10 protein-coding genes are annotated in these 18,163 nt (G+C 62.2%); 6 read left to right on the top strand and 4 right to left on the bottom strand.

Annotated features, from left to right (window positions below):
- Window positions 1-221 precede the first annotated feature (221 nt).
- From PQR32_RS07980 to PQR32_RS07970, 3 genes are all read left to right on the top strand, one after another.
- Complete coding sequence (locus PQR32_RS07980; protein WP_408224128.1) at window positions 222-1,604, top strand: sensor histidine kinase; 1,383 nt, start codon at window positions 222-224, stop codon at window positions 1,602-1,604.
- Window positions 1,605-1,909: 305 nt separating this feature from the next.
- Complete coding sequence (locus PQR32_RS07975; protein ID WP_408224125.1) at window positions 1,910-2,551, top strand: response regulator transcription factor; 642 nt, start codon at window positions 1,910-1,912, stop codon at window positions 2,549-2,551.
- A gap of 42 nt (window positions 2,552-2,593) precedes the next feature.
- A complete protein-coding gene (locus tag PQR32_RS07970) occupies window positions 2,594-2,959 on the top strand; it encodes a response regulator (RefSeq protein ID WP_408224122.1) in 366 nt (121 codons plus the stop codon).
- Window positions 2,960-3,031: 72 nt separating this feature from the next.
- Here the strand turns inward: PQR32_RS07970 and PQR32_RS07965 are convergent, their stop codons facing one another.
- Together PQR32_RS07965 and PQR32_RS07960 are read right to left on the bottom strand one after the other, a co-directional pair.
- Complete coding sequence (locus PQR32_RS07965) at window positions 3,032-4,399, bottom strand: sensor domain-containing diguanylate cyclase (RefSeq protein WP_408224119.1); 1,368 nt, start codon at window positions 4,397-4,399, stop codon at window positions 3,032-3,034.
- Window positions 4,400-4,573: 174 nt separating this feature from the next.
- Window positions 4,574-4,777 carry a hypothetical protein gene (locus tag PQR32_RS07960; protein ID WP_408224116.1) on the bottom strand — a complete coding sequence of 68 codons (204 nt, stop codon included), beginning with the start codon at window positions 4,775-4,777 and terminating at the stop codon, window positions 4,574-4,576.
- 413 nt (window positions 4,778-5,190) lie between these two features.
- Between PQR32_RS07960 and PQR32_RS07955 the strand changes: the two genes are divergently transcribed.
- The 3 genes from PQR32_RS07955 to PQR32_RS07945 all read left to right on the top strand — a co-directional run bounded on the left by PQR32_RS07955 (window position 5,191) and on the right by PQR32_RS07945 (window position 16,068).
- Window positions 5,191-6,048, top strand: a complete 858-nt coding sequence (locus tag PQR32_RS07955; RefSeq protein WP_408224113.1) for a hypothetical protein — start codon at window positions 5,191-5,193, stop codon at window positions 6,046-6,048.
- A gap of 131 nt (window positions 6,049-6,179) precedes the next feature.
- Window positions 6,180-14,597 (top strand): RHS repeat domain-containing protein, encoded by an 8,418-nt coding sequence (locus tag PQR32_RS07950; protein WP_408224110.1) that lies wholly within the window; start codon window positions 6,180-6,182, stop codon window positions 14,595-14,597.
- 88 nt (window positions 14,598-14,685) lie between these two features.
- A complete protein-coding gene (locus tag PQR32_RS07945) occupies window positions 14,686-16,068 on the top strand; it encodes a hypothetical protein (RefSeq protein ID WP_408224107.1) in 1,383 nt (460 codons plus the stop codon).
- 125 nt (window positions 16,069-16,193) lie between these two features.
- On the opposite strand, the gene PQR32_RS07940 is transcribed toward PQR32_RS07945, so the two are convergent.
- Entirely contained in the window at window positions 16,194-16,793 is a 600-nt protein-coding gene (locus PQR32_RS07940) for a short chain dehydrogenase (RefSeq protein WP_408224104.1), read from the bottom strand.
- Window positions 16,794-16,980: 187 nt separating this feature from the next.
- Window positions 16,981-17,421, bottom strand: coding sequence for a YkgJ family cysteine cluster protein (locus PQR32_RS07935; protein ID WP_408224101.1), 441 nt, complete (start codon window positions 17,419-17,421; stop codon window positions 16,981-16,983).
- Window positions 17,422-18,163: the final 742 nt, after the last annotated feature.

The raw sequence follows: 18,163 nt of genomic DNA, 5'->3' as shown, positions 1-18,163 counted from the left end.
CGGCTCACTAGCGCTTCGCCGGGAACGACTCGTTTTTTGCTCCATGATACGCCGCATCGAATCGCATTGCAGAGTACCAGGCGGGAACCGGTCGGTGCGCAGCCGTCGACGTCGCTGCGCCGGCGCTCCCTGTCAGTCGAAATCGCGCGCCTGTTACTGATAGATATATAGCCGTGTTAGCCAACGTTCCAAAGATCAGCAATCAATTGCGGGAAAAAACCGTGTCCATCGCAGCCGATCTGACGCTTGTCGTCGAACGCACGCTTGCGATACTGACCCAGTTCGATGGATACAAATTGCTCGCGCCGGCAGCGAAACGGGACGTTCACGAATCCGTCGCGCTGTCGGCCAAAGTATGGTTCGAGACGCTGTTGTCGGGCGAACCTCCATCGGCACAGGACATGGACGCTTTCCGGGAAATTAGCCAAAGACGTGAGCACCAGCGCGTGCCGTTGCAGAGCCTTCTTCAGGCGCTGCGTCTGGGATTGCGAGAAACCTGGAGCACCTACATCGCGCTGGGCGAGTTGGACGAGCGTATTGCCAAAGAACTTCTGGCCGACGTCTCGCTGTATCTCCTCGATCATTTCGATTTCATTGCGCAGATCATTGTCCGGGCCTACCTGGCTGAACATTATCGGCAGCCGCGGTGGGCGGAACTGGCCATCGCGATCGAGGAAGGTGCGCGCCGATCCGAAAGCGTACGGCACCATCTCGTCGCGCTCCTCGAGCAGTTATCGGATGAGCCGGACCTGCTATCAAGGCTCGAAGTCGGCCACGCTCGAGAGCAACGCGGTACTGAAGCGGCCGGCGCGCAAGTGATGAAGTTCTTCGGCCTCGATGTCGACATCGATGACGGCGCGGAACTGTCGAAGGCCTTGCACGATGCGCAGGAGCAACTCGCGCAGGCGTCGAGGCTCGCGGCCGTTGCCGAACTGTCCGCCTCCATCGCTCACGAACTCAATCAGCCGCTCCAGGCCATCGTGGCGCATGGACGTGCATGCGTGCGATGGCTCGCCGCAACGCCGCCCAGGATCGACGAAGCCAAATACTCGGCCGAGCAGCTGCTCCGCGATGCGAATTCCGCGGCGGACGTGGTAAGCCGCATTCGGGCGCTCTTCAGGCACACGGCTCCCCAGAAGGTCGAACTCGACATCAACAAGCTGATTCTTCAGGTATGCACGCTGATGGCCGACGACATCCAGCGCAGCGCGGTTTCGCTTGAGACAATATTGGGCGAAGACGTGTCGAAGATCAGCGCGGACGCGGTTCAGATTCAGCAGGTGATCGTGAACCTCGTGCGCAACGCCATCGAAGCGTTAGCGGCAACGGAGGAACGGCCGAGGCTGCTAGTGATCCGCTCGCGTCGTGACGCGGACAATGTGGTGGTCGACGTGGAGGATCATGGTACGGGACAGGTGGACTTCAAGAAGATCTTCGAGCCGTTCTTCACCACGAAGGAAACAGGGATGGGCATGGGATTGGCAATCTGCCGGTCCATCATCGAAGCACACGCCGGCCGGATCTGGGCCGTGCGCAATGTGTCCCGCGGCGTAACCTTCAGCTTCAGTCTTCCGATAGAGCGGTCGAACGCAGCGGCACGTTGACGAGGACTGACGATATCGCCAGCGGGCTCGTTCAGACGCACGTCAACGCAAGGACTTTTGCAGGCCGCTATTGACAGACCTTATGGGTCATTTCGCGACGGGTTCCAAGCCTACAACTTCATATTGGGTGCTGCCATTACATATTCATGTGATGCGCAACACAGCGGTCCGTGGTTTCATATGACGTTTCCGATGGCAATCGTTTTTTGTCGGCACGACCGCGTGAGAGGGACATTCAGCGGGACTATCGTGGCCCGGCTGTGCCGAAGTTAGGAGGGACTTTCACCTGACAACCGAGGGGTTCCATGGAATCCGCAAGCGAATTGGTCTACGTGGTCGACGACGAAAAACGGGTGCGAGAAGCACTCTCCGCACTGCTGCGCGCGAACGGAAGAAACGTCCAGGCATTCAGCTCCGGTGAAGAGTTTCTGGACACACCGCGTCAAAAAAATGTCGTTGCATGTCTGATCCTGGATATGCGCATGCCAGACATGAATGGCCTGGAAGTCCAGAAGCTGGTACGCACGGACTCTCGAATTCCCGTCATTTTCATTACCGGCCGAGGAGATGTGCCGTCCGCGGTCCTTGCCATGAAGGGCGGAGCAGTTGATTTCCTCACCAAGCCCGTCAATGAAGACGCGTTGATGCGCGCGGTCGATGCGGCTCTCGCGAGAGCATACGTTCTTCGCAAGGAGGCGGAAGACGCGACGTCGCTCCGGGCTCTCTATCAATCGCTGACGCCTCGTGAGCAGGAGATTTTGCCGTTGCTCGCAAGCGGTCTGCTCAACAAGCAGGCGGCAGCAATCCTTGGCATTACCGAATACACCGTGCAGGTACATCGCGGCCACATCATGAGAAAAATGCAGGCGGATTCATTTGCTACGCTCGTCAGGCAGGCCAGCAAACTGCAACTCGAAGCATCGCCGACGGCCACCTCCGATGTTTGAGGTCAATTAATTCTTCGTGAGAAGCGATGAGCGGAGAAAAAAATGCCCACGCTTGCGGTTCGGACCGTTGCCATCATTGATGACGATCGGCGCGTTTTGGGGTCTCTTGCGAACCTGCTTGCCTCTGCCGGGTATGGAACACGGGTCTACGAATCTCCACTGGATTTCTTTTCCGATGGCTACTCGGGTTTGCTATGCGTTATCACCGACCTCGGCATGCGGCCCATTGACGGCATTCAAGTACTCGAAAGAACGGTTCACTCGAACGCACTTACACCCGTCATCATTATCACCGGGAACCCGAGCGGGCATACAGAAGACTACTATCTGAGAAGAGGCGCATTAGGTTTCTTCAGAAAGCCTGTCGACGGCGACGCGTTGCTGGACCTGCTGGATAGTATCGCTTGAGCGGTTGGTGTTTAACGAGTGGTCAAGCGCCGTGTCTATCTGCCCCTGCGCAGATACAGAATCAATCGCGCGTCACGGCAGCGCCGTGACGGACTGGACCCGATTACGTCCTGCACGTTTTGCATCGTAGAGCGCGTCGTCCGCTGCGTGAACGAGTGCGTTGGGAGTGCTCGGCGTGTTTGGGTCGATCGTCGCGCACCCGGCGCTGATGGTGACCTGGCCGGCAGGTATCGGCGCTGTCAATCCAAGATCCGTGACTGCGAGCCTGGCCTGCTCGGCAATCGTCGATGCCTCGTTCAATCCGGTGTCGGGTAACACGAGCGCGAACTCTTCACCGCCGTAACGGGCGACGAAATCGCCTGGTCGGCGCGCTGTTCCTGCCAGCGCGCTCGCAATCGCGCTAAGGCAGGCATCACCCCGAAGATGGCCAAAGGCGTCGTTGTAGTCTTTGAAATTGTCGACATCGACCATGACAAGCGAGAGTGGCTGACGGTTGCGCGTCGCACGCTCGAATTCCCTGCGAAACTGGTCGTCAAAATAGCTACGGTTATAAACGCGGGTCAGGCTGTCGCGTATGGATGTATGCAACAGAGACGTGTGCGCCTCGGACAGTTTGCGATAGAGCACGGTGACTTCCCAGACCAGGACGCATACCAGGACGCCGGGAGCAAGCATGCTGAAGACCCGCGCGACGTACCAGCCAAGCGTGAACTGAACGATGCTCAATAAATTCAGGGTGGCGTCCACGAACGACGCTAGCAGGGCGACGGTGATCCACAGATCGAGCACCGTCCGCAGTCGCCCTTTTAACAGAACGACGACGATCGCCAGAACGTCAAGCGAGCAGATGACGACTGCGGTTCGGCCGCCTGAAAACGCGCCCGTTCCGGGCTGCATATGAAAAGGCGCCGACAGATTCGCGTAAATGGCGAAGACGCCTAGCGCGGCGGCAAGCGCGGTTGGAACACCGATCAACGCCCAGGTCCAGAAATCGATACGAGGCAGATCGATCGACTTACCCAGGAAGCGGTCACGAATGAGCGCCGCCACAATGACGAGCAGCGGAAATCCTGCATGCCAGAAAACCCACATCCACGCCGAACTGTGAGGGCCGGCACCGAACAGGCCAGTGCGCGTGAAAATGCCAGGGAACATCAGCAGTTGCAAAGCGACGGTGATCGCCGTGAATGCGTATGCGCCGCCGAGCGCGCCGATCATGGGTTGTTGCGTCACGGCAAAGCGGGCGCCGAGAAGGAACGCGGCAATCCCCGACATGGTGAACACCGTGAGTGCGCACATCGGCATGAAGGAAGCGATTGCCGGCAACGTCTGGTGCGCGCGCGGACCCGCGATCACGAACGTGAGCAGAACAAGCGACGCAAATGTACCTGCAAAAACGACCTGTTTGCGTGTCGCCGGCCCGATAAGCAAGCTGTCCATTCTGACCCGTCTGGTTGGTGTTCTGTCTTCTGGGTGTATCGGCGTCGCTCACCGCCCAATCTGTATGCCGTGTTGGAAGACAGAGTGCGGAGTGCGCCGCTGACCGGAACATATTGTCCTACATATCCGCCCCGGTGAAAGGCTTTCAGCTTACTCACTGCGGGCTCGCACTCGTCACAACCCGAGCACAATCCGGGCACGACGCGCCGGTTCATCCGCTTTGCATTGAAGCCCGATAGCCAAACGTCGAACCTGTCCGAATCGACTGAAATTATCTCTCTTTTCAATTGGGAATGTGATTTTCTTTACCCGCCGAACCAGCGCCTGAGTAAAACGCTTTTTTTTGATGGCAATGCCTTGCGGAATTGGTCTGAACATTGAATTTCCTGTTGCCATCAACCATACTGAGTCGCATAACAGCAATTTAGACACAACCTGGCTATCGGCCGCTCATAGTGCCGAGGTTCTGTAGGAGGCCATCGAAATACGGGGGTCATCAGGCCCGCGGGACTGGCATTTCCGTTCGTGCGCGAGGGTGCGGTCTGCGCCTTCGCTCTTCAAAATCAGGTAATCCGATTCCCTTCTCCGGAGTCTGGGAGACGTGCTGCATTTTGGATTCTGATTTAACGGAAATGTTAAATTTTTAAATAAAAGTGCGCAGAGTTTTATTTCAGTATTTTACTGAAAGGGGTTTCTTTTTTTATTAAAAATGGCTGGTTGAGCCAAGGCGCATAAATCGCCATGGCAGGGACTGGCTTTGTCCGCGCGTATTCAAACTCGGGAGCAATATCATGCCGCTGCAGATTCAGAGTGCCCAGATCAAACCCGGTGCCACCAGCACCTTCAATTTCACCGACCAGATTACGCAACGCATGGTCGGCATCTCGGCTTTTTCGTTGAGCTATGGCAATACGGACCATCACGTACAGACGATATCGGTCTCGCTGAGCGTCAACCAGTCGGGGTCGTCGCTTTCCATTACGGCGCACGCGACGATGGTCGACGCCAGTGGCAACAACCTCGATCCCAACGCATCCTACGTCAATGTGGTCGCGCTCGCGTGGGTCGGCGTCGACGATTCCAATCTGAAGCTCGGCAATGTCGCCGGCATCGCCAACGGCGGGACGAGTTCGCCGATCACGATTCCCGGCACCGATCCGAACGTGCTGCAGGCCGCGCTCGCCGGTTACTACCTGTCGTATGGCGGCACCGATCATCATATGGAGACGGCTTGCGCGGCTGTCGGCACGACCTTGAGCGGGAACACCGCGTCGATCAACGGCACGGTCTATATGTACGACGACACGGGCCATGGGAACGTATCGGGCACCGTGGATTCGGGACTCGTGGCGAACTGCGACCCGTCGCTCGGCAACTTCGTGCGCGGCACCAACACGTTGCAGAACAACACGCAGAAAATCACGTTCGGCAAGCCGTTTGCCCACTACACGCCGTTCCTCAGCAGCTACAAGGTGCAGTACCGCGACAACTCGGATCATCACGTGAAAACGTTTTCAGTGAGTCTGTCGGTGCAGAGCGTAAGCGGCAGTGACGTCACGGTGACCGGCGCGGCGAAACTGGTCGACAACTCCGGCCATGTGCAGGACGACGGCGTGAGTAACGTCAGCGGTTTCATCGTCGGCACCTGAGCCGGCCACCAAGCACCCCGCCGCCACATGCAACGGCGCACGCACGTGCGCCTCCTTACACCTGCGCGTTCACGCCGCCCGCATTGGCCGCGGGCGGTCGCGTGCGCCCGTTCTTTCCGGAGCCGGCCATCATGTCTGATTCCTCGATTCCCAGCATTCGTACTTTCCAGATGGATGCCAGCACGGTGGGCGTGCTCAAGAGCAGCGTCAACCTGTTTCGCGGCGACGTGAACCTCACGCAGGCACTGTTTTCGATGCCCGGGCGTACCGGCAACGACGGCCTGCAGATCGATCTGTCGATCCAGTACGAGAGCAACATCCACCAGCAGGCGATGACGTGGAACCGCGACCGTCCGACGGGCGTGCTGGGCATGGGCTGGCAGTTGCCGGTGTCGGCGATCACGCTCGACACCGGCGGCGCGCCGACACCAGGCGCTGCGACCTATTCGATCAACATGGCGGGCGTGTCGAGCCAACTGATCCGCGAGCCCGCCAATCCGTCGCTGTTTGGAATGGACGGCGCGCTGGCGGGATCGCTGCTCGACGGTCAGGCGGTGCCGGCCGCCGTACGCAGCGAGTTCGTGCAGCGCGGCTTGCCGCTCTCGGCGAGCGCGAAGGTCGCGGGCAGCGCAAGCCCGTGGCGGATCGACGACGACGCACTCCAGCAGCAATTCGTTCTGCAACTGAATCAGCAAACGCTCGATGCCGGCGACGGCGGCGAGTCGTACCAACTGGTCAATTACAAGTTCTGGAAGGTGCTGTACTACTCGCGTTACGAGCGTTGGGCCGTGACCAACGAAACGGGGCAGGCGATGTCGTTCGGCGGCAGCGTCGCGCAAACCGCGCAGGGCTACAACGTCAGCGCCGGCAACAGCATCGAATGGGCCGTGCAATGGACCGACGACAACGGTCTCGCGCTGTGGCAGGGCAACAGCGCCGTGACCGGCAAGCAGCAGCAATATGCGAGCGCGTGGCATTTGCAGCGCGCCTATAGCCGCTTCGGCGAATTCGTCTCGTACGGCTACAACGGCTTCGATCGCGACGGCAGCGGACTGCTCACGCATGGTGCGGAACAGCAGGTCGGCGTGGGCGGCAAGCCGTACACCAAGGCCTGCTATCTGACGAGTATCACCGACGTGTTCGGCCGTACTGCGAGCTTCACCTATCAGCCGAAACTGTGGAGCAATGCAACACCGGAGAGTCCGCGCGAATATGCGGATCCGCACAAGACGGTGCCGGACATCACCTCCAATGGCTTCCAGGACCGTTACGAGACGCAGTTCCTGAGCGGGATCGCGGTCACGCATACCGACGGTTCGACGTTGTTTTCGCTAGCGTTCATCTACGATCCGAGCCCGTCGAACCCGGGCGCGCAGGCGGTAGCCAACGTGGCCGGCACATCGGGCGACACCTGCAAGCGGTTGCTCACCGGCTTCGCGCTGTTCAATCCAGCCGAAGAAAATCTGCCGGGCTATCGCTATGACTACAACCTCGACATCAGCGAGCCCACCAATCTCGGCGCGTTGCGCCGCGTCGTCTATCCGACCGGCGGCAGCGCCAGCTATGCGTATGACCAGGTCGAACTGCCGATCTGCGAGCGCGCGCTGACGCTGTCCGCGCCGGCGCCCATGCCGCAGCAGTCGATGCCGCGCGTGTGGTTCGGTCCCGGCTACGCGGTCGCGGTGTGGAACAACAGCGCGACGCAGCAGTTGTCGTTGCAGATCCTCACCTGGAACGGGCAGTGGGACAGTTGGCAAGCGGACCCATCCAACCCGCTGCTGGTGGACGGCAACGGCGGCACGGATCTGTCGACGGTGGCCGTGCTGGCCGCCGAAGACTTCGTCGCGATTACGTACAACACGAGTAGCAACACCAATCTGCACCTGTTCCGCAAGGATCCGGCGCGCCGGGCCCAGTGGGACGCAGCAGTGATTGCCGGCGGCGGCAGCGGCGGTTGCAACAGCCCGACCTGGCACTGGCCGATTGTCAACGGACACGTCTCGACACTGGCCGGACAGAACTTCGTGCTCGTGCCGCAGATGAGCACGTCGGCCAATCAGGGCGCCTATGACCTGTTCACGTGGAACTGGCCGACCCAAAGCTGGTCGCATACGACCCGGCAGACGGCCTCCTATACGTGGTTCACAGCCGGCCGCGAGTACTTCACCGCGCTGGATATGAAGTCACAGGTCACGCTGTCGTATCTGAGTCCGACGGGCACGTGGCAGCAGGGCGGCAGCGCGACGCTCGGCTTTTCGCTGAGCAACACGACGACGGTTGCGCTGAGCTCGGACGTGTCGCTGCTGGCGGTCTCGCATCTGACCTCGGGCGGTGCGTCGAGCGGTCAGCAGGGCTACGACGTGTTCGTGCTGCAATGGAACAGCGCCTACCGCTTTGCCGCGCCGGCGAAGTTCTCCTTCATCGACAAATTCGACAACGCGTATCCGACCAGTTGGGCGCCCGCGAGCATCGGCAATGCGATGGTCGTGGTGGGCGGCAACCTGATCCGCTTCGACGGCGACGCGTGGCTCGCGAACAGCAACCTGAAGCCGCAAAGCGGCGTGATCGTCGGCGAGCAGCGTTACGCGTATGGACCGGACTACGGCACGTTGATTCTCGTCGGCAACGGTTCGCCGAAAGCACAACTGGTCGGCTACGACGCGAACAGCACCAGCGCGAACTGGACCGACACGGCGACCGCGATTACCGGTTTGAGCGTCCCGCCGAGCAACCAGAGCACGGCGAACTGGGCGAGCGGCGGCAACCCGGACTATCTGAGCGTCGGCACGCAGCTATTTTTCCGTGGCGTGGCGACCAACTGGTCGCACGCGGTGACGCAGAGCATCGGCGACATCCAGACGCTGATCAACCAGGCCGCGGGAACGAGCAACCGCTATCAGTTGAACGCGGCGTCGGTGATCAACGAAGGTCCCGCGTTTATCGCCTGTGCGGCGTATGACACGCAGAATCCGAGCGGGCATGCAACGGCTTCGTCGGCGCTGGTGCTGCGCAATGGCGGGGTGGCCGGTTCCGCCCAACTGCTCGGCGGCCAGCAGATGTGGACGGCGCAGGAACACGATTTGCCGGGACAGGGCATGTATCCGGGCGGAGCCTCGGCGTTCTTCACGTACCCGGACACCGCGAGCGATCTCGACAGCGCCACTAGCGTCAATCTGTACCGCTATGCGGGCGACGCGATCCAGGGGCCGATCGAGGATTGGCCCGTCGCCAGCATCACGATCGACGACGGCCTGTCGGAAAGCTCGACCACCTGCTATGCGCAGAACACCGCGAGCGCCGCGTGCGATGCGAGCGGCGAGGTCGTCAAATATTTCGAGAGCATCGTGTACCCGGGCGGCAGCAGCGCGAATCCGGTGAATGGTTCGGTGACGAGTTGCTACCTGAACGGCAACCAGCTGGCCGCACCCGACGATTACTACAACATGCTCGACGGCTTGCTGCACAGCGTCGTGACCTGCGATGCATCGGGCACGACCCTGACCAGCGTCGAGAACGAATGGAATGCGTATGTGATGCGCGCGGGCGACCCGACCGATACGCATGCCGCGCCGGTTCAGCTGTATGGCGCGTACGTCCTGCAGACCGCGCAGAACTCGATGACTGACGGCGTCGCCGCGGGGCAGACGACCGCGTACGCGCCGCAAGGGCTGCCGTACACTTACACGGGCCAGCCGGCGAGCGTCACCCGCACGACGATGAACGGTGCCGGCGAACTCGAAACCGACGTGCAGACCAACGTGTACGCGTGCGAAGTCAACGCGGCCAGCCGCGTGCTGAGCGATGTCAGCAGCCTGGTGGCGCAAACGTCGAGCAACGGCGGCGTAACGACGTCGTCGGCTGTCACTGCGCTGAGCAACTGGCCGACGCTATGGGGCGACGACGTGCTGACGCCCGCCGAAGAAGCCGACTTCAGCTGGACCGGCGGACCCGCCGCGTTCCCATTTTCGACCTATGCGCCGGGCGAAACGCCCGCCGGCTGGCAATGCACGACGCGCAACCAGGTGCGTGCGGCCAACGGTGCGGTGTTGCAGCAGGCGGATGGCGCCGGGACGTTATGCGCAACGCTGTTCGGCACCTCACTCGGCTTGCCGGTCGCGACGCTCAAGGCCGCGGCGCTCGCCGAATGCGCCTGGAACGGTTTCCAGTCCTACGAAGACGCCAGCGGCTGGACACTCACGGGCACGACGTTCGACACGGCGAACGCGTGGCTCGGCACCCGCAGCCTGAGCGTGCCCAAAGGCGCGAGCGCAAGCGTGACGGTCGCGCCGGCGGCAGGGCGCACGGCCTATCTGCTGGCCGTGCGTTATCAGACGCCCGCAGGCTACGACGCCGACGGCTCGGGCATCGACATCGACTGTGGATCACAGAAGAGTCACGTCGCGTTCGTCGACACGCAAGGGCAATGGCAGTATCTGAGCGCGCCGGTCGCGCTGGCTGCGGGCACCAGCAGCACAGCGCTGCGCCTTGCCAATGTCGGCAGCGGCAATGTGCTGGTGGACAGTGTGCTGTTCGCGCCGTTCGGCACCGATGTCACGGTTCAAAGCTGGCACGCGGACACGCGCCTGCTGCGCGCGACGATGAACGCCGGCGGCAACGTCAGCTTCACGCTCTATGACGCGTACAACCGGCCGCTTGGGGCGGTCGGCGGCGACGGCCAGTTGCAGGAACTGGACGCGCGCTTTCTGTCGCGCCAGGGCGCGTCGGACGATGCGTTCAACAACGCCAGTCCGAACGCCGAACTGACGTTGCACATGAGCGACGGCGGCCACGCGGAAACCTTCCTCGACGGCGTGCAGTGGCGCACCCGCTGGCAGCCCGGCAATCCTGGTCTGTGGAGTACTGCGGACGGAGTGCTGAGCAAGACCGGCAATGCCGCCGACTCGCTGGTCTGGCAAGGCGCCGCGAACGCCACACCGGCCGTTGCGTTTTTCATCGAGACGGTGCCGCCGGCGACGCTGGGCAACGGCACGATAGCTTTCCAGTTCGGCGCCGGCGAGCAGATCGGCTGGACCCCGGGATCCGGCTGGCAATGGAGCGGGGCGGGCGGCGCGCCCGTGCAGGCTCCGCTGGCGACCCCGCCGCATCTGGCGACCCAATGGCTGCTCGCCATGGTGCCGGGCGCCGTGCTGTTCTTCGGCAACGGCCAGTTGTTGTTCAGTCATGCGAGCGCTGCGACGCCGTCGCAAGGCCTGACGTTCTCCACCGGGCCGAACTCGTTGCAGATCGTCAATCTGATGGCGGGCGCCAGTCCGCGGATCGGCCAGTCTTATACCGACGGCGCCGCGCGCCAACGCCAGGTGCATCAGTTGCACGGGGCGGACAGCCGCGTGATGGAAGTCGTCTACGACGCGCTCGACCGGCAGCTCGCCCTCACACGCATTGCGCCCGGCACATTCGGCAGCGGCGCGGCGTTCGCGCCGCTGCAATACCGATCGAGCTTCGTCGACGTGCCGGCTTTTCTCGCCGCGCTGCAAAACACCTGCGAGATGGAAGGCGATGTCGCGGCGTACTACGCGGGCCAATCCGACGGGCCGGTCAAGCGTTCGAACGACCAGAACTATCCGTACAACGGACTGCGCTACGGCGGCTCGGCGCTTGGCCGCATCGTGGAAAGCGGCAAGCCCGGGCTGCAACTGTCGATTCACGACGTCAACACCACGAGTCCCGCTGAGCGCGAAACGACGCGCACCGTCTATACGGCAAGTGCCGCGAACGATCCGGTGCAGGCCGGCCAGTATTTCGCGACGCTCACCACCACGCCCGGCGGTTACCAGGGGCGGCAGTTCGTCGATACGGCCAAGCGCGCGGTGGCCACCGTGCAGCTCGCCACCGACGGCAGCAACGTCGGGCAAACCACGGTGAGCCCGAGCTATGACGCGGCGGCCGGCACGGCCGGGATCCTCGGCACGATGAAATTGCCGAATGCGTTCACGAACGGGCCGCAGTCCAATCCGGCCGCATTCGTGCGGACCACGTTGCAGAATCCGTTAGGCCAGCCAAGCGTCTATAGCGATCCGGATACCGGCAACACGTCGTATCTGTTCGACGGCAAGGGCCAGTCGCGCTTCGTTCAGGTGCCGCTCGACGGCAATGAGCAGTACTTCCTCTATACCCGCTACGACGCGCTCGGCCGCATCGTCGAGGAGGGCGTTGTAGCCGGCGCATGGGACAGCGCAAAACTGACCGCGGAAGTGGACAACCTCGCATGGCCGAGTGCGAGCGATGGCGCAACCGCGGCGCGTGTCTACAGCTACGACGGCGATGGCACGGATCCGAACGCGCTCGGCAAGCTCACGCGCGCGGTCACCTACAACCCGGCGCCGGCATCCGCGCGCGGTCTCGGCGACTGCACCGTCGACGAACAATGGATCTATGACGCCTTGGGCCGTGTCGTAACGACGCGTCTCGATGTATCCGGCGCCGCGCAACTGTCGGCCAGCGCGACTTACCACTACAACGCGCTGAACGAGATCACGCAGATCGATCTGCCGGCGGGCAGTCCGTTGCCGAGCATCGTCTACGCGTACGACGATCAGGGGCAAATCACCGCGATTGGTGTGCCCGGCACGCCGGCCGCGATCGCAAGCTATACATGGACCGCCGACGGCCAGTTGCAAACTGCAATACGCGGCGCACTCGCCGATGCGTGGGGCTACGACTCGCCGGGCAGCATCCTTACGCACCAGGCGAGCGTCGGCACGAAGACGGTGTTCAGCCAGAACTACACGTATACGCCCGACTCGCAGATCGCCAGCCGTGACACCGCCTTCGATTTCGGCGCGCTGAGCGACACACGTTTGGTCGCGTACACGTACGACGGCCAGCAACGCTTCAACACTGCGGTCGTCGCCAACGGCGGCCGCGGCAATCAGGCGGTGACCGAGTACGACGCGAACGGCAACATCTGGCAGGCCACGCAGGACGGCGCGGCCTTGTCGGCGAGTTTTAGCGCGGGCACCGACCGGCTCGACACCGCCACGCTCGCAAACGGCGACAGCGTCACGTTCCACTATCGCAACGACGGCAAACCCGATCAGTGGCGCGGCCTGAGCATGGAATACGACCCGGCGCTCGGCACGGTCGCCGCCGTGACGAACGGCTCGAACGTGGTCCGCTACGCGCGCGGCCTGAACAATCAGCGTGTGCTGCGTCAGCAGGGCAGTGCGTTGCAGATCAGTTTCCAGGGCGCAGGCAATACGCCGCTCGTGATCTGGAACGACGGCACGCCGCAAGTCTGCATCTGGGGGGCCAATGGGCTCGTCGCCGTGCACGATGGCGCCCTGAAGTATCCGGTCACGGATCATCAGAACACGGTATGGGCCGTGACCGACACCGCCGGCGCACTGGTTGCGAGTTTCGACTATCTGCCGTTCGGCGGGTTGCTGAGCCAGGCGGGCAGCGGCGCGCCGAGCTGGCTGTTCCAGTACGCGGGCAAACCGTGGGACGCGGCGCTCGGTCTGTACGACTTCGGCGCGCGGCTCTACGACCCGGCGCTGCTGCGCTTCGTCACGCCCGATCCGGCGCTGCAATTTGCGAGCCCTTATGTGTTCGCGAGCAATAACCCGCTGAACATGGTCGACCCGAGCGGCAACATTTCTCTTTGGGCGCAGATCGGCATCGGCGCGGCGATGGTTGCGGTGATCGCGGCCGGCATCGCACTGAGCTTCGTGACGTTCGGCGCCGCCGCGCCGGCGGCCGCGGCGGCCGACGGCGCGCTGGCGGGGGCGGCACTCGGCGGTGAGGCCGCAGCCGGCGCGGTGGCCGTGGGCGGGGAAGCGGCCGGTGCGGCCGCGGGCGCCGCAGCGGGCGAGGTCGCGGTCGAAGGGGCGGCGGCGGGAGCGACCGAGGTCGCGGCCGGCGCGAGTGCCAGCGTCGAGGCGGCCGCGCCGCTCACGACCGCGCAGGTCGTCGCGCAGAACGCCACATCGGTGTTGTGGAGTGCGACCACCAGCGCGATCAGCGGCGCCGGCACGAGCGGCCTGCAGTACGACGTTCAGCACGGCCGGGACTTCACGGCCAAGGGCTTTTTCGAGGCCATGGGCACAGGCGCGCTGACCGGCTTTGCGAGCGGCGGCATCGGCGGGCTTGCCACGATGCCGGCCACGCTGGGTTTGTCGCAGGGAATGAGCGCCACGGCAAGCGTCGCGTTCCGTGCATTGACGAAGGCGACGGCCGGCATGATTGGCAAGGACGTCTCGACCCTGCTCACCGACGCCGTCACCGGCCAGAAGGTGACGGTCGGACAGTTGCTGCTCAGCTCGGCGCAGGGCTTCGGCACGGGAGCGCTCTCGGGTGCGTTCAGCGGCGTGAAAGCCGCCAATGCCGGGCCGGCATCTACCGCCGTCAGCGCGTCGGACAAGGCGATCGTACGGGTCTCGAGCGTGATCAACGGCGCGGTCGACACGCTCAAGCAACAGGCGACCTCGCAGGCGGCGATCGCCGCGTATATCGCGGGCGGCTATTTCCTCGTCACCGGTTATACGGTGTGGGGCGTCTACGGCGCGTCGTCGAAGAACCAGAGTGCGTGACGTCGATCGCGATGATCGAATGCGGTGGTGGGACGCGGCGCAGTGACTGCGCCGCGTGATGAATCTCACGGTCCCTCAAGGAGATGCCATGTCGGAACGATCGATGACGATCAATCTTACGAACTGGGCTGCCGGGCTGACGCTCGAGTTCGGCAGCCCGGCCGCCAGCGACGGGCCTGTGCCGCAAGCACAGCCAGGCGCGATCGGCTATGGACAAAAGATGGTGGCCAGCGCGCTCAACCGCTCGGGCGGCTGCACCGGCCGCTTCAGCCTGACTGCCAGCGCTGTGAATTTCGGCGTGTCGTACAACCATCCGTCTGGAGCGGGTTCGACGACGGTGAGCGTGGATGCGTCGACCGGTTATATCTCGGGCGCCAATGCAACGACGTTTCCGGGGCACGACTCGGTGGCTTATCTGAATCTGTACCGGGCCGTCAACGCCAACAATCGCGCGTGGGTCGTGCCGCTGGGTCTGCTCGATACACCTGCGCGCAATAACAGCCAGGACTTCGTCAACAGCATGTTTGGCGAAGGTACACGCGATGCGGCCGTCGTCACTACGGCATACGGCAACGGTGCGCCGAACGGTTATATCGAGCCGGCGGATTTCACCGGCGGCCAGATGACGGGCTTCGCCGCGCAATGGGCGCGACAGTGGCTCGAGGGCGGCAGCAATCCGGCTTGTCCGCCGCAGGACGCGGCGCTGATCGGATTGCTCGCGCGCTACATGAACGGCGCGGCGAGCAACGGACCGCTGACCATGTGGGTGCCGCAAATCACCTGGCGGGCGGGCACCAATCCGTCCGTGTTCGCTATCAGCGGCTATCGTGCGTTTCCATTCAGCGATGGCACGAACTGGAATAGCGCGAGCGTGACCGCGTTCACCAATTTGCTGGCGGCGGGGGCGCACTTCGTCGCTGTCAGTGCGAACGACGATCTGCCGGCGGGCGTGACTATGACCGCCTTCGATCAGTTCTTCACTTCGGCTGGCCTGCCGACCCGGCACGATATGGGCAACTCGCACTATGCGAGCGTGACCAATATCACCGGCACGTACTATCTGGATGTCAGCGGCAACTTCGCGCCGGAAAACTGCGCATTGATCCTGGCGTTTCTCGCGGGACGCACGGTCAACGATCCGTACGCCAGCGCAGGCAGCTACAACACGTTTATCCAACTCGAAGGATGGCAAGCCGGTTCGCAACGCCATAACATCGACTACGACACGTACAGGCAGACCCTGTGGAATATTTCGACATTCGGCGCGTGTCCGTACAGCGAGAAGCGTGCGACGACGATTTTTCTGGCGCCTTCAGGATGGACGCCACAGCTCTATCAGACGACCTGCATGATGCCTTACGTCGGGGCCTATGCGCTTTCGCAAGGCACCTCGCAGCCGTGGCTGAACACTGCGGTCGTGCGGATTCCTGCCGATGCGCCCGTGCTTCCTTCGCGGTACGTGAGCGGTTAAGCAGAGGTTGTGAGGCGTCCTGACGCTTACTTCGGATGGCGAAGGAAATATTTTAGACATTGGATGAAATTCACCCATGCTAATCGCCAGTTTGCTGCGAGCAATGTTGAATTCTCCGCCCTCGCTTACCACTTTACGACCTGAATGACCCGGCCCGTGATGTCCTCCACCAGACTCCGTTTATACGCGTGGGCCACGGCCTCGGCGGGAACGCCGGCGGAGCGGGCCTGGCCCATCGCGGCAAGTGTTTCGGACACCCAGCCCGGACTGACGACATTGACCCGTGTCTTGCCCTGCAACTCGAGTGCCGCCGACCTGCCGAACGCCTCGACCCCTGCATTCACGATACTCACCGCGGGGCTGCCTTTCATCGGATATTGGGCCAGGATGCCGCTGGTCAGTGTCACGGACCCACCTTGCGTAATATGGCCGACGGAGCATCGGACGAGGTTGACCTGACCCATCAGCTTGCTGGCCAGACTGAGCGAAAAATCTTCATCCGTCAGCGATTCAAGTGGCGCGAATTTCGCCGCGCCTGCGGTGCAGATCACGGCATCCACGGTTCCGAGTTGTTGATACATGGACACGATGGATGCTTTGTCTGCGAGGTCGACGGACAGGTCTGAGCCTGTACGGCTCGCGCCAATGATCTGGTGTTCGGGCGAAAGCAGGCGAACGACCTCTTTGCCGAGCAGTCCGGTTGCGCCGACTATCAATACACGCATAGCTTCTCCTATTTCTGCAAAGGTCACGCCAGCGCGGAACGACGCATCACGCATGGCGTGAGGAGAAACGACTTGAATATCGTACTACCGCTCGCGGCAATGTGAACACGACACGTCGTGCTTCGCCGCGGGCAGGTAAAAATGGCCCGTTGACTCTCGTAGAGAAACAGCATGCCATGTTCGCCAGTTACCACTGCGCGACGCCTGGCACAGCAGGCCGGGGCTTCAGCGGCAGTAGTCCGATATTTTTTCGCAATCGCTGACAATCGGAATTGGGTGTTCCATCCTCGAGCCATACTCGATATTCGCGACATGGCGAGGGCCGCAGAGGGTATATTTCGCACCGGATGCCAGGCTTGCCGACTACTCCGCGCAGAGCAACGCAGCGTCCATAGCCGGCCTCCGTTCCCTTCATGCAAACAATGACTGGATTGACGGCGGATACGAGCTCATCCGGTACCGTGCCACCTGGCGAACTCGCCATCTCACCCATATACATCGACACGCGGAAGTGCTGGCAACACGCTCCACACGACAGGCACGGGTTGCTTTCGTCGTCAGCCATATCCACGAAAACACGGTTGTCGTCCTGTACACGAAGTAGTTGAACGATTTTGCTGTTGGTCATATTCGTACTGGGCCGTTTATCGTACGGTCTGGTTACCGCGGCTAGCAGTCCCCGACTGTTCCTGCTCACATAGCGGCTTCTCATGCATGAGGAAAAAGCGCAGAGAAACTTGACGGTTGCGACGTGGCGCCACGAGAGCGCGCGCGCAAGCGGCATTCGTATGGTTGCTTTCAAATGGGCATGGAAAAATGAGCTGCGACACACGCCGTCTGCCGGCTGGCAAGACGGCGGCTGAGAGAAAGGCGCGCGACGTCGTGCAGGTCAGACAGCGAAACTGCCAGAAAATCGACGACATCGATTACGCAGGGCGCCACTCCTTTATTTGATGTTCTGGAGATTCTAGGCGTGCTGCAAACCCAGCGACAAGTAAAAAGGCTGTAAAGAAAATCTTGCTAATTGCGAATGAAGAAACGCGATAAGCACCGGAGTCGGCGTAGTAGTTTGCGCCGGGCATTCGCGCACACCCCGCGGCCTGGTTCGCGAGGGAGGCAGGGCGTGGGTGACTACAGGTTTATGTAATAGCCGTTCTCCAGCACGCTGACTATGCTCAGGGCAGGGTAGAGCAAAGCGGACAGTCACATAGAGTGACGGTCCCGACCTTCGCTCGTCGGGGCGAAGTTCCTTGCGGCGCCCGGGTCAGGTAAGCGCTGGTGTTACTGGCTTGCGGTTTGAGGCGTACATACCGTGCTAATACGCCAGTCGGTGGTGCGATTTGGACAGCGTTGGCAGATGAGGCACGGCA

Source organism: Paraburkholderia dipogonis, from assembly GCF_046027395.1.
Classification (GTDB): domain Bacteria; phylum Pseudomonadota; class Gammaproteobacteria; order Burkholderiales; family Burkholderiaceae; genus Paraburkholderia; species Paraburkholderia dipogonis_A.
The sequence above is the reverse complement of the archived record's forward strand: the minus strand, read 5'-3'. Positions and strand labels throughout refer to the sequence as shown.

What these genes read in the sequence shown, in the direction of transcription:
- PQR32_RS07975 (WP_408224125.1), top strand. Translation starts at nt 1,910, where the DNA reads ATGGAATCCGCAAGCGAATTGGTCTACGTGGTCGACGACGAAAAACGG.
- PQR32_RS07970 (WP_408224122.1), top strand. Translation starts at nt 2,594, where the DNA reads ATGCCCACGCTTGCGGTTCGGACCGTTGCCATCATTGATGACGATCGG.
- PQR32_RS07965 (WP_408224119.1), bottom strand. Translation starts at nt 4,399, where the DNA reads ATGGACAGCTTGCTTATCGGGCCGGCGACACGCAAACAGGTCGTTTTT.
- PQR32_RS07960 (WP_408224116.1), bottom strand. Translation starts at nt 4,777, where the DNA reads ATGTTCAGACCAATTCCGCAAGGCATTGCCATCAAAAAAAAGCGTTTT.
- PQR32_RS07955 (WP_408224113.1), top strand. Translation starts at nt 5,191, where the DNA reads ATGCCGCTGCAGATTCAGAGTGCCCAGATCAAACCCGGTGCCACCAGC.
- PQR32_RS07950 (WP_408224110.1), top strand. Translation starts at nt 6,180, where the DNA reads ATGTCTGATTCCTCGATTCCCAGCATTCGTACTTTCCAGATGGATGCC.
- PQR32_RS07945 (WP_408224107.1), top strand. Translation starts at nt 14,686, where the DNA reads ATGTCGGAACGATCGATGACGATCAATCTTACGAACTGGGCTGCCGGG.
- PQR32_RS07940 (WP_408224104.1), bottom strand. Translation starts at nt 16,793, where the DNA reads ATGCGTGTATTGATAGTCGGCGCAACCGGACTGCTCGGCAAAGAGGTC.
- PQR32_RS07935 (WP_408224101.1), bottom strand. Translation starts at nt 17,421, where the DNA reads ATGACCAACAGCAAAATCGTTCAACTACTTCGTGTACAGGACGACAAC.